13 protein-coding genes and 1 pseudogene are annotated in these 13056 nt (G+C 71.5%); 6 read left to right on the top strand and 8 right to left on the bottom strand.

Translation table 11 applies throughout. The features are described 5' to 3' along the window. A pseudogene (locus IF99_RS0128790) lies at nucleotides 1-238 on the bottom strand (hypothetical protein); the annotation flags it as partial. 245 nt (nucleotides 239-483) lie between these two features. After that, entirely contained in the window at nucleotides 484-792 is a 309-nt protein-coding gene (locus IF99_RS0128785) for a hypothetical protein (protein ID WP_008746622.1), read from the bottom strand. A gap of 449 nt (nucleotides 793-1241) precedes the next feature. Here IF99_RS0128785 and IF99_RS0128780 point away from each other — a divergent pair, with 449 nt between their 5' ends. Both IF99_RS0128780 and IF99_RS0128775 read left to right on the top strand, forming a co-directional pair. Next, nucleotides 1242-2450, top strand: coding sequence for a C40 family peptidase (locus IF99_RS0128780; RefSeq protein ID WP_031001074.1), 1209 nt, complete (start codon nucleotides 1242-1244; stop codon nucleotides 2448-2450). A gap of 495 nt (nucleotides 2451-2945) precedes the next feature. Next, entirely contained in the window at nucleotides 2946-3674 is a 729-nt protein-coding gene (locus IF99_RS0128775) for a phosphatase PAP2 family protein (protein ID WP_031001073.1), read from the top strand. A gap of 53 nt (nucleotides 3675-3727) precedes the next feature. Here the strand turns inward: IF99_RS0128775 and IF99_RS0128770 are convergent, their stop codons facing one another. Then, a complete protein-coding gene (locus IF99_RS0128770) occupies nucleotides 3728-3910 on the bottom strand; it encodes a hypothetical protein (RefSeq protein ID WP_031001072.1) in 183 nt (60 codons plus the stop codon). A 311-nt stretch (nucleotides 3911-4221) separates the two neighbouring features. On the opposite strand from IF99_RS0128770, the gene IF99_RS34510 reads away from it, so the two are divergent. After that, nucleotides 4222-4398, top strand: a complete 177-nt coding sequence (locus IF99_RS34510) for a hypothetical protein (RefSeq protein ID WP_199806581.1) — start codon at nucleotides 4222-4224, stop codon at nucleotides 4396-4398. Nucleotides 4399-4626: 228 nt separating this feature from the next. Here IF99_RS34510 and IF99_RS0128760 read toward each other — a convergent pair whose 3' ends face one another. Further along, nucleotides 4627-4995 (bottom strand): metal-sensitive transcriptional regulator, encoded by a 369-nt coding sequence (locus tag IF99_RS0128760; protein ID WP_031001070.1) that lies wholly within the window; start codon nucleotides 4993-4995, stop codon nucleotides 4627-4629. A 338-nt stretch (nucleotides 4996-5333) separates the two neighbouring features. Between IF99_RS0128760 and IF99_RS0128755 the strand changes: the two genes are divergently transcribed. The 3 genes from IF99_RS0128755 (at nucleotide 5334) to IF99_RS0128745 (ending at nucleotide 8150) form a co-directional block, all read left to right on the top strand. Beyond that, a complete protein-coding gene (locus tag IF99_RS0128755; protein WP_007824141.1) occupies nucleotides 5334-5954 on the top strand; it encodes a DUF47 domain-containing protein in 621 nt (206 codons plus the stop codon). Between the two features lie 4 nt (nucleotides 5955-5958). Beyond that, nucleotides 5959-6957 (top strand): inorganic phosphate transporter, encoded by a 999-nt coding sequence (locus IF99_RS0128750; protein WP_031001068.1) that lies wholly within the window; start codon nucleotides 5959-5961, stop codon nucleotides 6955-6957. A gap of 176 nt (nucleotides 6958-7133) precedes the next feature. Further along, nucleotides 7134-8150: an SDR family NAD(P)-dependent oxidoreductase gene (locus IF99_RS0128745; RefSeq protein ID WP_031001066.1), complete on the top strand. Its 1017-nt coding sequence runs from the start codon at nucleotides 7134-7136 to the stop codon at nucleotides 8148-8150. Between the two features lie 313 nt (nucleotides 8151-8463). On the opposite strand, the gene pstB is transcribed toward IF99_RS0128745, so the two are convergent. The 4 genes from pstB to pstS form a co-directional block, all read right to left on the bottom strand. Continuing rightward, the gene (pstB, locus tag IF99_RS0128740; RefSeq protein ID WP_031001063.1) at nucleotides 8464-9240 is read right to left on the bottom strand and encodes a phosphate ABC transporter ATP-binding protein PstB; all 777 of its coding nucleotides are present in this window, start codon (nucleotides 9238-9240) and stop codon (nucleotides 8464-8466) included. A gap of 102 nt (nucleotides 9241-9342) precedes the next feature. Continuing rightward, on the bottom strand, nucleotides 9343-10440 hold the full coding sequence (gene pstA, locus IF99_RS0128735) for a phosphate ABC transporter permease PstA (RefSeq protein ID WP_031001061.1): 1098 nt from the start codon (nucleotides 10438-10440) through the stop codon (nucleotides 9343-9345). Next, nucleotides 10437-11489 carry a phosphate ABC transporter permease subunit PstC gene (gene pstC, locus IF99_RS0128730; RefSeq protein WP_031001059.1) on the bottom strand — a complete coding sequence of 351 codons (1053 nt, stop codon included), beginning with the start codon at nucleotides 11487-11489 and terminating at the stop codon, nucleotides 10437-10439. Before pstC ends, pstA begins: the two co-directional genes overlap by 4 nt. A gap of 209 nt (nucleotides 11490-11698) precedes the next feature. Next, nucleotides 11699-12850: a phosphate ABC transporter substrate-binding protein PstS gene (pstS, locus tag IF99_RS0128725; protein ID WP_031001058.1), complete on the bottom strand. Its 1152-nt coding sequence runs from the start codon at nucleotides 12848-12850 to the stop codon at nucleotides 11699-11701. Nucleotides 12851-13056: the final 206 nt, after the last annotated feature.

The raw sequence follows: 13056 nt of genomic DNA, 5'->3' as shown, positions 1-13056 counted from the left end.
GGGTGGTGGTGCCGGGGTGGGTGGGGGAGTCGTCGGTGTTCTGGTTCGCGAAGGCGATCGCCGCGATGAGGAGGGCGACGACGGCGCCGATGACGACGAGGCCGCGCGAAGGGCGGCGGGGGGCCGGACCGCGCGCGGGGCCCGCGCGGTCGGGGAGGCGGGTGCGGGTCTGCCCGGTCCCGCCGTAGTCGTCGGGGAGCGGGGGCACCCCGTACCGGTGGTCGTCGCCCGTGCTCATGCCGCCTGTGCCCCCTCGGCCGTTGGGTGGACCCTCACGCGGCCCGCGGTGCGGTGCGCGTAGTACGAAGGTAGCCCGGTGGACGGCCGTTCGCGCGGGGTGTGGTGACTGGACATCAGGGACATCAGGGAGACGCAACCTCAGCCGGTGGCACGGGGGACAGGGGTGACGCGGGTGGCGTGCGGGGCACCCCCGTGGCCCCGGTCGTGCCGTCCCGCGACTGGACGGCGCAGCCGTGTGCGGGGCTAGACGGCCATGCCGTACACGATCGTGAAGACGGTGCCGAGGGAGCCGATGATGAAGACTCCGCTGAGCCCGGCGATGATGAGCCCCTTGCCCTGTTCGGCACTGAACGTGTCGCGCAGCGCCGTCGCGCCGATGCGCTGCTTGGCCGCGCCCCAGATCGCGATGGCCAGGCAGAGGATGATCGCGAAGGCCATCACGACCTGGATCATGACGCGGGCCTCGCTGCCGAGGCTCCCGAAGGGGCCCCAGTCCGGGGCGATCCCGCCGATGATCGTGTTGATGTCGCCCTTGTCGGCCGCCATAAGCATGTAACTCACCGCCCCTAACGGGTTGTTCCGTCCTCTGCTCGACACAGAGGTCTCGCTCATTGTCGCTGACTCCGGCGCCTGTGCATGTCGACTTGGCGTCAAACCTGGCCGAGTTTTGCTTTCTTTCCGCGTGCGGGAACCGGACGAAGGGGTGGAAGGGGACACGCCCGCCCGCGTGATTACTCTGTGTATCATGTGATGTGACTGCGGGCAACGATACGGGCGTGTTCCCGGCGGGTCGCTCCCACGGGTGAAGGAAGAGGAAAGGCCGGGTGGGATGGCGGTGTGTGAGGTGGCACGCGGTCAGCTGATCGCTTCTCATACAGGACGATCGTCCTGCCGCCCTGTTCCGTTCCACGTGCTGAGATGAGCGGCTCATATGGCTGGTACGCGCGCCCGTGCGCCCGTACACCATGGCGAAGCGCTGCCTCATGGGGGAGAGTTGACGCGTGCGCAAGTTCTGGCTCATCGGCTCGCTGCTCGCCGCCCTCGGGACGGGGTTCGTGGCGCTCCTCGTCGTCGGTGTCTTCGTCGTCGCGGGAAACCTCACCGGCGGCGGCGCGGGCCGCGCCACCGGCCTCGCGAAGGGCTCGGTGCCCGCCGCGTACCAGGAGCTCGTGCAGAAGTGGGGCAACCTCTGCCCCGCCCTCACTCCCGCGCTCCTCGCCTCGCAGCTCTACCAGGAATCCGGCTTCGACCCGGGCGCGCGCAGCCCCGCCGCGGCCGAGGGCATCGCGCAGTTCATCCCGAGCACGTGGGCCGCGCACGGCGTGGACGGCGACAAGGACGGCGTGCGGGACGTGTGGAACCCGGCCGACGCGATCCCGTCGGCCGCCTCGTACGACTGCGAACTCGCCTCGTACGTGAAGAACGTGCCGGGGGATCAGTCGGCGAACATGCTCGCCGCCTACAACGCGGGGCCCGACGCGGTGATCCGTTACGGCGGGGTCCCGCCGTACACCGAGACGCGGAACTACGTGAAGACGATCCGCGGCCTGGAGGAGAGCTTCTCCGCGCCGGCCGGGCGGCTCCAGCCCTCGGAGCAGGCCGCGGCGGCGATCTCGTACGCGCAGGGCAAGCTCGGCACCCCGTACCTGTGGGGCGGTACGGGGACGGCGGCGCAGGGCGGGCGCTTCGACTGCTCGGGGCTCACCCAGGCCGCGTACGACAGCGTCGGTATCGATCTGCCACGCGTCGCGAACGATCAGTACAACGCGGGACCGCACCCCGGGCGGGACGAACTGCTCCCCGGGGATCTCGTCTTCTTCTCCGACGACCTGAGCAATTCGCGCGCCATCCGGCACGTCGGGATCTATGTCGGCGGCGGCTACATGATCGACGCGCCGCGCACCGGGGCCGTCATCCGCTTCGACCCGATCGACACCCCCGACTACTTCGGCGCGACCCGCGTCACGGAGGCCGCCGCCGCCGCGCTTCCCGAACCGGGGGCGAAGAAGACCCTGCGGCCTGTCGACGAGGACCGCGAGGCGGAGAAGGCGAAGGCGGCCGGAGGAGGTACCGAGGCGAAGGGTGCGGCGGCGAAGGGTGACGGGCCGGAGGGCGGCGCCGGGACCGACGAGGCGTCCGGGGCCGCGTCCACCTCGCCCGGTACCGCCGCCCTGGCGGGCGCGGGGGTGGGACCACGGCGCGCGGACTGAGCGGAGGGGAGGCCCCGGACGCGTACGCCCCGCTCGGCGAGCGCCCGCGCGGCGGCCTGCCGGGCGGACGTCCGGTCCGGTGGATGTCCGGCCCGTCGCCCCCTCGGGCGGACGCCATCCGCCGGGACGCCGCCTCCCCGGGAACGCCACCCGCCGTAGGCCGCCGGTGTCTCGTACGCGCGGCGGATGCCACGTTCTCCTGAGGACCCCGCGCCGGTCCCGGGCGAGGCGCGCGCCCCTCTGCGTGCTTCCCGCGCCCCGGCGTGCGCTCCCCTGCGGCGACGGTCCTGAGCTGCGTGGACGCGTCTCTCTTCGATAACGTCTGGGTGATCATCCGGTGGAGTGCGGAACGTGGGGGCAGGAAGCAGGCGTTCCCTGTTCAGGACCACAGGTGTGTGCGTGAGCGAAGCGGTGCCGGCCGGTGCCGACCACGGGGGTTGGTGAGGGACGTACGCCGTGTGCGTTCCGGTACGACAGACAAGGGGCCGCGGCACGATGGCTGGACTCGACACTTCCGCGTCGAACCCCGATGTCAGCCTGCTCTTCGACATCAACGGCCTCACCGGGCACACCCCGGGCTGGTGCGAGCAGGCCGTGCGCTTCCTCGGCGAGTACGGGCTGCCGGTGCTCGCCGTGCTGCTCGTGCTGTGGTGCTGGTGGGGTGTCAGGCGGCGCGGCTCCCTCGACGCCGCGGCCTCCTCCGTCGCCGCGGTGGTCTGGGCGCCACTGGCCGCCGCGCTCGCGGTGGGCCTGAACATCCCGATCCGCGGCTTCGTCGAGCGGCCACGGCCCTTCGTGGACCACAAGGGCCTGGAGGTCCTGGAGCCGGGCAAGACCGACTTCTCCTTCGTGAGCGATCACTCGACGCTGACGATGGCGATCGGCGTCTCGCTCTTCCTCGCCCACCGCAAGCTCGGTCTGGCCGGTATCGCCATCGCGGTCGTGGAGGGGTTCTGCCGGGTCCTCATGGGCGTGCACTACCCGACCGACGTGGTCGGCGGCTTCGCGCTCGGCACGGCCGTCGCGCTGTTGCTCTCGCCGCTCTTCACGGCGCTGTTCACGCCCGTCCTGCGCGCGGTCGGCCGCAGCCGTGCCGGGCGCCTGGTGTGGGCGGGCGCCGGTACGGAGGACGAGCGCGCCGCCGCCGGGGAGCCGGAGCCGCGGCGGGCCGACGAGACGGTGCGCCCGGCGCGGGCGGACGAGGACCGGGACCTGGCGGCGTAGCGCCGGGAGCGAGGGCGGAGAGAGCCCGGTCGGCTTCCGTGCTCAGGGGCCGGCTACGAGTCCGTGCGGGCTTCCGGTCCCGTGTCCCGCAGGTGCTCCGCCGCGTCCGAGCGGGCCTTGGAACGGGCGCGGCGGGCGGGGCCGCGCCAGCCGCACAGGCAGGTGGCGGTGCAGAAGGCGCCGGCGTCCCGCGTGGTGGTGCGGTGGACGTCGGCCGGGGTCTCCTCGGAGGTCACGGCTTCACGGTAGTCCCGCAGGGCCGGGCGTAGGCCCTGGGGGCTGATTTCGATGGATTCCCCGGTGGGCGGCGTGACGGCCGTACGTATTGTTCGTTGACCCGATGAGTGCCCGGGTGGACGAGAGGGCGCGACAGGTGGACACGCCGGGCGGCCGAGCGCCCCGGCGCGCGCCGGGGCGGGTGACCCGTAAATGGTCCGTCCGTGTCATGCGCCCGGCGCACGCGGCTCCTTACGCTGGGTCCCGTGCGCCGTCCGGGAGCAGTGCCCGAGAAGGGGCCTGGAAGGTCCGGGAGAAGGGGGTAGCCAAGGTGACGACAGCTTGCGCGGTCGAGGACCCGGTGGCCCTCGCGGAGATCGAGCTCTGCGGGGAGCTGATGATCGCGGCCGTCTGCTCGTGCGAGGAGCGGCTGAGCGTGGAGCGGATCGACGAGGTGTTGCAGGTGAGAGGGACCGGCTTCGGTGACGTGAGCGGCTGGGGCCTCTGAGTACGGCGGCGGGCGGGGCCGGTCGGGCCGGGGCGGGGAGGAGGGCCGACGGGCCGTGCTGGGGCGGGGCCCGGGTCGGGGTGAGTGCCCGGATGTCGCGAGCCCCTTGGCCTGTCGGTCCTCCGCCCGTTCGCGCGTCCGGCTCCCGGCCCGCTCGCGCGCACGCCCCGCGCGCTCAGCCCGCGCGCTCAGCCCGCGCCCTCGTCGCCCGCCCCCGCGCTCAGCCCCTCACGTGCGGAGCATCCGCGCGATGGCCCGGGTGGCCTCGGCGACCTTCTCCTCGACCTCGTCGCCGCCCCGTACCGCCGCGTCCGCCACGCAGTGCCGCAGGTGCTCCTCCAGGAGCTGGAGGGCGAAGGACTGGAGGGCCTTCGTGGAGGCGGAGACCTGGGTGAGTATGTCGATGCAGTACTGGTCCTCCTCGACCATCCGCTGGAGGCCGCGGATCTGGCCCTCGATGCGGCGCAGGCGCTTGAGGTGCTCCTGCTTGTGGTCGTGGTAGCCGTGGACGGCGTGGCCGGTCGTGACGGCGGAGCCCGGGCCGGGTGTCCCGGGGGGAGTGGTCGCTCCGGTGCCTTCGGCCTCGGTGGTCGTCATCGCGTCCTCCCGGTACGGGGGCCGTGGGAGACCACGGCGGGGATGTGAGCTGTCCTACACCCCGTGCGGACCGCCGGGTCCCGGGGGGTTACGGCCAGTGTGGGGCAGGCTGCGCAGAAGCGTCGAGACGGGCGCTGAGCCGCACCTTTATACCCCGCGCGGGTATATCGTACTGATATTTCCGATCTGATGGGATCGGTTCTGTTCCTCTTGGGTCGGTTGGGGCCCTGTGATGATCGCTGGCTTTCATGGGCGACACTGTGAAAGCCGGTTCGCCGTGGCCGGATGATGCGCCTAGCATCAGCCTGACCGAACCCAGAGGACACCGAGGACCCCACGTGCGTTTTCGTCTGACCCCCCGGGAGACGAGTTTCTACGACATGTTCGCCGCGTCCGCGGACAACATCGTCACGGGCTCCAAGCTCCTCATGGAACTGCTCGGGGCGGACCCCTCCGCCCGGGCCGAGATCGCCGAACGCATGCGGGCCGCGGAACACGCCGGGGACGACGCGACGCATGCCATCTTCCACCAGCTGAACTCCTCCTTCATCACGCCGTTCGACCGTGAGGACATCTACACCCTCGCCGGTTCGCTCGACGACATCATGGACTTCATGGAGGAGGCGGTCGACCTCGTCGTCCTCTACCAGATCGACCAGCTCCCCAAGGGCGTCGAGCAGCAGATCGAGGTCCTGCACCGTGCGGCGGAGCTGACCGCCGAGGCGATGCCCAATCTGCGGACGATGGACAACCTCACCGAGTACTGGATTGAGGTGAACCGTCTGGAGAACCAGGCGGACCAGATCCACCGGAAGCTCCTCGCCCACCTCTTCAACGGCAAGTACGACGCCATCGAGGTGCTGAAGCTCAAGCAGATCGTCGACGTCCTCGAAGAGGCCGCTGACGCGTTCGAGCACGTCGCGAACACGGTGGAGACCATCGCGGTCAAGGAGTCCTGACCCGGTGGACACCTTTGCTTTGGTCGTGACCGTCCTGGTCGCGTTCGCCTTCACGTACACCAACGGCTTCCACGACTCCGCGAACGCGATCGCGACCTCCGTCTCGACCCGGGCGCTCACGCCGCGCGTGGCGCTCGCGATGGCCGCCGTCATGAACCTCGCCGGTGCCTTCCTCGGCAACGGCGTCGCCAAGACGGTCAGTGAGGGCATCATCGACACCCCGCACGGCGACAAGGGGATGTGGATCCTCTTCGCCGCGCTTGTGGGCGCGGTCGTGTGGAACCTCGTGACCTGGTACTTCGGGCTGCCGTCCTCGTCCTCGCACGCGCTGTTCGGCGGGATGGTCGGGGCGGCGCTCGCAGGGGGGATCGGCGTCATATGGTCCGGGGTGATCGACAAGATCGTCATCCCGATGTTCCTCTCGCCGCTCGTCGGTCTCGTCGTCGGCTACCTCGTGATGTGCGCGATCCTGTGGCTGTTCCGGAAGTCCAACCCGCACCGGGCCAAGCGCGGCTTCCGCATCGCGCAGACCGTCTCGGCCGCCGCGATGGCGCTCGGGCACGGGCTCCAGGACGCGCAGAAGACGATGGGCGTCGTCGTCCTCGCGCTCGTCATCGCCGATGTCGAGGACCAGGGCGACGCGATCCCGGTGTGGGTCAAGGTCGCCTGTGCGCTCATGCTCTCGCTCGGCACGTACGCGGGCGGCTGGCGCATCATGCGCACGCTCGGGCGCAAGATCATCGAGCTGGACCCGCCGCAGGGCTTCGCCGCCGAGACGACCGGCGCCTCGATCATGTTCACGACCGCTTTCCTCTTCCACGCGCCCATCTCGACGACCCACGTGATCACCTCGGCGATCATGGGCGTCGGTGCGACGAAGCGGGTGAACGCGGTGCGCTGGGGCGTCGCGAAGAACATCGTGCTCGGCTGGTTCATCACGATGCCCGCGGCGGCGATCGTGGCGGCGGTGTCGTTCTGGATCGTGAACTTCCTGTTCCTGTGACCTCGGGGGCGGCGCCGCTGCTCCCGCCCCGTCTCGCCGAGGCGCCTCCCTCCTGGGGGGCGCCTTCCGAGTTTTCCGCGCCCTTCGCCTTTTCCTGGTGGTGTCCCGCTCGCGAAGCGGAACGTTGTTCCGTACAGTGTCGGAACGAGGTTCCGTTTCCAGAAGGGCGTGTTCTCATGTCGCAGCAGTCCCAGCAGTCCCAGCAGTCGCAGGCGTCCCCGCAGCATCCCCTCGGCTCCCCCTTCGGGCCCGCCGCCACGGCGGCCGAAGTGCTGGAGGGGATGGATCTGCGGGGCAGGTTCGTGGTGGTCACCGGGGGACATCAGGGGATCGGGTTCGAGGTGACGCGGGCGCTCGCGGGGGCCGGGGCGGAGGTGCTGGTAGGGGCGCGGAGCCCGGAGCGGGCCGCCGAGAAGGTCGCGGGGATCGCGGGGGTGGCGGTCGACCGGCTCGATCTCGTCGATCCGGGGTCCGTGGACACGTTCGCGGAGCGGCGGCTCGCGGCGGGGCGGCCCGTCGACGTGCTCGTCCACTGCGCGGCGGCCGCCCCGCCCGCCGAGCGCACCCTCGACGCGTACGGGCACGAGATCCAGTTCGCGACGAGCCACCTGGGGCCCTTCCGGCTCACACGCGGGCTGCTCCCCCTGCTGCGCGCCGCGCACGGGGCGCGGGTCGTCAACGTGTCCTCGGGCGCGCAGCGGATGGGGGCCATCCGCTGGGACGACCTCGACTTCACCAGCGGCTACGACCCCGGTGCCGCCTACGCGCAGGCGAAGCGCGCCAACGTGCTCTTCGCCGTCGAACTGGACCGGCGGTGGGCCTCCGAAGGCGTCCGGGGGTACGCCGTGCACCCGGGGGTCGTCATCGGGACGAACCTCAACAACCGCCCGGAGGACCAGGAGGCCTACCGGGCGCAGGGGCTCGTCGACGAGGAGGGCAGGCCCGTCATCGATCCCGTGGCGGGGAAGAAGACCGCCGCGCAGGGCGCGGCCACCGTCGTCTTCGCCGCGGTGAGCCCGCTGCTCGACGGGACCGGCGGCGTGTACCTGAAGGACTGCGAGGTGTCGGTCGTGGACGGCACCGACCGGCCGCTCACCGCCGACAGCATCCCCGCCGAGGTCCACCCCGACTCGATCGACCCCGAGGCCGCCCGGCGGCTGTGGGAGCTGACGGAGAAGATGCTCGCCCGCTGACCGGCGCCGGGGCCGCTGCGGGCCACGGGGGAGGCGACGGCGGGCCGAGCCGACGCCGGGGACCGGGCCGCCCCGAACCCGCGCGCGTCCGGCGTCCGGCCCGCGCCAGACCGTCCCGCCCGCGCCAGGGCCGCCCCTACCGCCGCCCGCGGAAGCCGCCCGCCTCGCCCCTGGCGCTCCCCGTCGCGTGCGGGGCGCCGCTCGCGCGGGGAAGAGCCCGCCCCGGCCTGTCGTCGGGGCGGGCTCTTCGTGTCCTCCGTGGTGGCACCGCCATGCAGCACCGCGAAGGGGTCCGTGGGGGCCGGGGTACGGCTCAGCCGAAGCGGCCCGAGATGTAGTCCTCCGTCGCCTGGACCGAGGGGTTGGAGAAGATCCGCTGGGTGTCGTCGATCTCGATGAGGCGGCCGGGCCGGCCCACCGCGGAGAGGTTGAAGAAGGCCGTGCGGTCCGAGACGCGTGCCGCCTGCTGCATGTTGTGCGTGACGATCACGATGGTGAACCGTTCCTTCAGCTCACCGATCAGGTCCTCGATCGCGAGCGTCGATATCGGGTCGAGCGCCGAGCAGGGCTCGTCCATGAGGAGGACCTGCGGCTCGACCGCGATCGCCCGCGCGATGCACAGCCGCTGCTGCTGGCCGCCGGAGAGGCCCGCGCCCGGCTTGTTGAGGCGGTCCTTGACCTCGTTCCAGAGGTTGGCGCCCTGGAGCGACTTCTCGACGACGTCGTTCAGCTCGGACTTCTTGACGGAGCCGTTGAGCTTGAGGCCCGCCGCGACGTTGTCGAAGATCGACATCGTCGGGAAGGGGTTCGGGCGCTGGAAGACCATGCCGATCGTGCGGCGTACCGCGACCGGGTCGACCTGGTTCCCGTACAGGTCCTCGTCGTCCAGGAGGACCTTGCCCTCGACGCGGCCGCCCGGGGTCACCTCGTGCATCCGGTTCAGGGTCCGCAGGAAGGTGGACTTGCCGCAGCCCGAGGGGCCGATGAAGGCCGTCACGGAGCGGGGCTCGACGGTCATCGAGATGTCCTCGATCGCCTTGTGGGCCCCGTAGTACGCGGTCAGTCCGCTGACATCGATGCGCTTGGCCATGGGTTCACTGCTTCTTTCGTACGGGGCGCGCCGGGCCGGGCGCGCGGGGGCGCTCACCACGCCCCGGGGGACGGCCGCCTCGGCGACCGGAGGTCTGCGTGGTCAGCGACCGGACGACTTCGGGGCCTTCCACCGGGCGAGCGCGCGGGCCGCCAGGTTGAGGATCATCACGAAGGCGATCAGCGTGAGGGCCGCCGCCCAGGCGCGGTCGTAGGAGGCTCCGTTGCCGCCGCTCGTCGCGTACTGCTGGTAGATGTACAGCGGCAGCGAGGACTGGCCGCCGTGGAAGGGGTCCGTGTTGATGTACGCGGAGCCCCAGACCAGGAGCAGGACGGGCGCCGTCTCACCGGCGATGCGCGCGATGGCGAGCATGACGCCGGTCGTGATGCCGCCGATCGACGTGGGCAGCACGACCTTCAGGATCGTGCGCCACTTCGGCACGCCCAGCGCGAGGGACGCCTCGCGCAGCTCGTTGGGCACGAGCTTCAGCATCTCCTCCGTCGAGCGGACCACGACCGGGATCATCAGGATCGCCAGCGCGAGGGAGCCGGCGAAGCCGAAGGGCTCCGCCTTCACGAGGAGCATCAGGCTCAGGATGAACAGGCCAGCGACGATCGACGGGATGCCCGTCATGACGTCGACGAAGAAGGTGACGGTCTTGGCGAGCTTCCCGCGCCCGTACTCGACGAGGTAGACGGCGGTGAGCAGCCCGACGGGGGCGGCCATGACCGTCGCGAGCCCGACCTGCTCCACCGAGCCGACGATCGCGTGGTAGATGCCGCCGCCCTCGTCCATCGAGCCGATGTTGACCATCGAGTGCGTCAGGAAGTACGGGTCCAGGACCTTCACGCCGCGCTTGACGGTCTCCCAGACGAGGGACGCGAGCGGGATGAAGGCGGCGAGGAAGGCGACCCACACGACGCTCGTGACGAGGCGGTCCTTCGCCTGCCTGCGGCCCTCGACGCGGGCGGCGAGCGCGTAGCCGCCGACGACGAAGAGGAGCGCGGCGAGCAGGCCCCACTGGACCTTCGAGTCGAGCCCGGCGGCGAGGCCGACGAGGCAGGCGACGAGGACCGAGGCGGCCGCGAGGGCGAGGTGGGACCAGCGGGGCAGGCGCGCGGCCCGCAGCGAACCGTTCCGCTCGTCCCCGGCGGGCTGCGGGGCAGGCCGGCCGGCCACCGGGTTCTGGTCGTGGCTCATGCGTCGGCCCCCGAGTACTCCTTGCGGCGGGCGATGATGGCCCGCGCGGCTCCGTTGACGAGGAGCGTGATGACGAAGAGGACGAGCCCGGAGGCGATGAGCGCGTCACGGCCCTCGACGCTGGCCTCGCTGAACTTGCTCGCGATGTTCTGCGCGAAGGTGCCGCCGCCCGGGTCGAGCAGGCTCGACTGGATGGCGAAGCCCGGCGAGAGCACCGTCGCGACGGCCATCGTCTCGCCGAGCGCGCGGCCGAGGCCGAGCATCGACGCGGAGATCACACCGGACCGGCCGAAGGGCAGGACCGCGGTGCGGACGACCTCCCAGCGGGTCGCGCCGAGCGCGAGCGCCGCCTCCTCGTGGGCCCGCGGGACCTGGCGGAAGACCTCGCGGCTCACGTTGGTCACGATCGGGAGGATCATGATCGCGAGCAGGATGCCGACGGTCAGGAGCGAGCGGGGCGCGCCGCCCTGCCAGGAGAAGATCCCGGTCCAGCCGAAGAACCGGTCGAGCCAGCCGTAGAGCCCGTCGAGGTGCGGGACGAGGACGAGAGCGCCCCAGAGCCCGTACACGATCGACGGCACGGCGGCGAGCAGGTCGATGACGTAGCTGATGGGGCCGCGCGCGGCGCGGGGCGCGTAGTGCGTGAGGAAGAGCGCGATGCCGACCGAGACGGGCACGGCGAGGGCCATCGCGATGACCGAGGAGACGACCGTGCCGAAGGCCAGCACGGCGATGCCGAAGACCGGCGGCATCGCGGTCGGGTTCCACTCGAAGGTCGTGAAGAAGTTGCCGTGGTTCTTCGTGAGGATCAGCGAGGAACGGTAGGCGAGGAAGACGGCGATGGCCGCCATCACGACGAGGAGGAGGATGCCGGAGCCGCGCGAGAGGCCGAGGAAGACGCGGTCGCCGAGGTGGCGGGAACCGCGTGCCTTCGCAAGGCTCGCCCGGCCGCTGTCGTCCTTCGGGCGGACGGGGCCGGGGTGGGGGGCCGGGGGAGTCGGTGGGGCGGCGGGTGGGCCGCCGGGGGCGGGGGTCGTGGGTATGTCCATGGGTTTCTCCGGTCTGCGGACCCGCTCCCCTGCGAGAGCCGCGCCTCGGGGGCTGCGTGCCCTCGGGGGCTGCCCGCCCCGGGCTGTGCGCCTCGGGGCGGTGCCCGGGGGTCGTGCCTGCCGGGCTGCGTCTCAGGGTCTGCGGGCTTGCTGGCGGCGGTGCACCGGACGGTGCGGGCGGCCCGCCGGGGGCCGCCCGCACGCGGGGGTCAGCTGAGGGAGGCGATCGTCTCGCGGACCTTGGTGATGATCGCGTCGGGGATCGGGGCGTAGCCGGCGTCGGCGAGCCGGCTCTGGCCGTCCTCGCTCGCGATGTAGTTCAGGAAGGACTTCGTGGCGGGCAGGGTCTCCGCCTTGTTGCCCTTCTCGCAGGCGATCTCGTACGTCACGAGGGTGATCGGGTAGGCGCCGGCGGCGGAGGGGTTGTAGTCCAGCTCCAGCGCGAGGTCCTTGCCCTTGCCGGCGACCTTCGCGGCGGCGATCGCCTTCGAGGCGTTCTCCGTCGTGGCCTTGACCGGCTCGGCGGCCTTCGTCTTGATGTCCACGGTCTTGATGCCGTCGGCCGCGTAGGACAGTTCGAAGTACGAGATCGCGCCGGGCGTCTGCTTGACCTGCTGGGCGAGGCCGGAGGAGCCCTGCGCGGACTGGCCGCCCTTGGCCTGCCACGCCTTGCCGCCCTCGTACTTCCAGTCGCCGGGCGCGACGGCCTTGAGGTACTTCGTGAAGTTGTCCGTCGTGCCGGACTCGTCCGAGCGGTGGAACGCCTGGATCTTCGTGGACGGGAGCTTCGCGTCCGGGTTGAGGGCCTTGATCTCCTTGTCGTCCCAGGTGGAGATCTTGCCGTCGAAGATGTGCGCGAGGGTCTTCGCGTCGAGGACGAGGTTGTCGACGCCCGGGACGTTGTAGCCGATCGCGATGGGGCCGCCGACCATGGGCAGGTCGATGGCCTGCGAGCTCTTGCAGACGTCGGCGGACTTCTTGATCTCGTCCGGCTTGAGCGCGGAGTCCGAGCCGGCGAAGGCGGTGCGGCCCTGGAGGAAGGCGGTGACGCCGGCGCCCGAGCCGTCCGGGGAGTAGTTGATCCGCACGTCCTTGCACGCCGCCGTGTAGCTCTTCACCCACGCGTCGATCGCGTTCTGCTGCGCGCTGGACCCCGAGGCGAGCAGCTCGCCCTTGGCGTCGGAGCAGTCGATGTCCGAGGAAGCGGAGGGCGCGGCGGCGGCCGAGCTGTCCTTGCTCTTCTCCCCGCCGGGGCCGCCGCTCGTGTCGTCCGAGCCGCACGCCGTGAGGGCCAGGGCGCCGGACACGGCGACGACGCCGAGGGAGAGCGCCCGCAGCCGGTTCTTGCGCTGAAGCTTCACTGTTGGGGTGTTCCTTCCGGGAGCCGGGACCCTGCGGGGGGCTCGGCGGTGGCTTGGTCGGGGTCTTTGCGAACCTCGTGAGGCCGAAAGTAGGCAGCCGAAGTGACCAGGCGTTCCGGGAAGAGTGAACGGCAGTTGAACCGTGAAGGTATGGCGGGTTGCCCCTGGCGGGGCGGGTCGCGGGGGGTCGCCGGAGGGTGGGCGGG

This window comes from Streptomyces sp. NRRL F-5630 (assembly GCF_000719475.1).
In the GTDB taxonomy this organism is placed as follows: Bacteria; Actinomycetota; Actinomycetes; order Streptomycetales; family Streptomycetaceae; genus Streptomyces.
This window is presented reverse-complemented; position numbering and strand designations above follow the sequence as displayed.

Bases quoted from the DNA above. Each gene is read 5' to 3' on its own strand.
- pstC (WP_031001059.1), bottom strand. From the start codon at position 11,489: ATGGACATACCCACGACCCCCGCCCCCGGCGGCCCACCCGCCGCCCCA.
- pstA (WP_031001061.1), bottom strand. From the start codon at position 10,440: ATGAGCCACGACCAGAACCCGGTGGCCGGCCGGCCTGCCCCGCAGCCC.
- pstB (WP_031001063.1), bottom strand. From the start codon at position 9,240: ATGGCCAAGCGCATCGATGTCAGCGGACTGACCGCGTACTACGGGGCC.
- IF99_RS0128760 (WP_031001070.1), bottom strand. From the start codon at position 4,995: ATGACGACCACCGAGGCCGAAGGCACCGGAGCGACCACTCCCCCCGGG.
- IF99_RS0128785 (WP_008746622.1), bottom strand. From the start codon at position 792: ATGCTTATGGCGGCCGACAAGGGCGACATCAACACGATCATCGGCGGG.
- IF99_RS0128745 (WP_031001066.1), top strand. From the start codon at position 7,134: ATGTCGCAGCAGTCCCAGCAGTCCCAGCAGTCGCAGGCGTCCCCGCAG.
- IF99_RS0128775 (WP_031001073.1), top strand. From the start codon at position 2,946: ATGGCTGGACTCGACACTTCCGCGTCGAACCCCGATGTCAGCCTGCTC.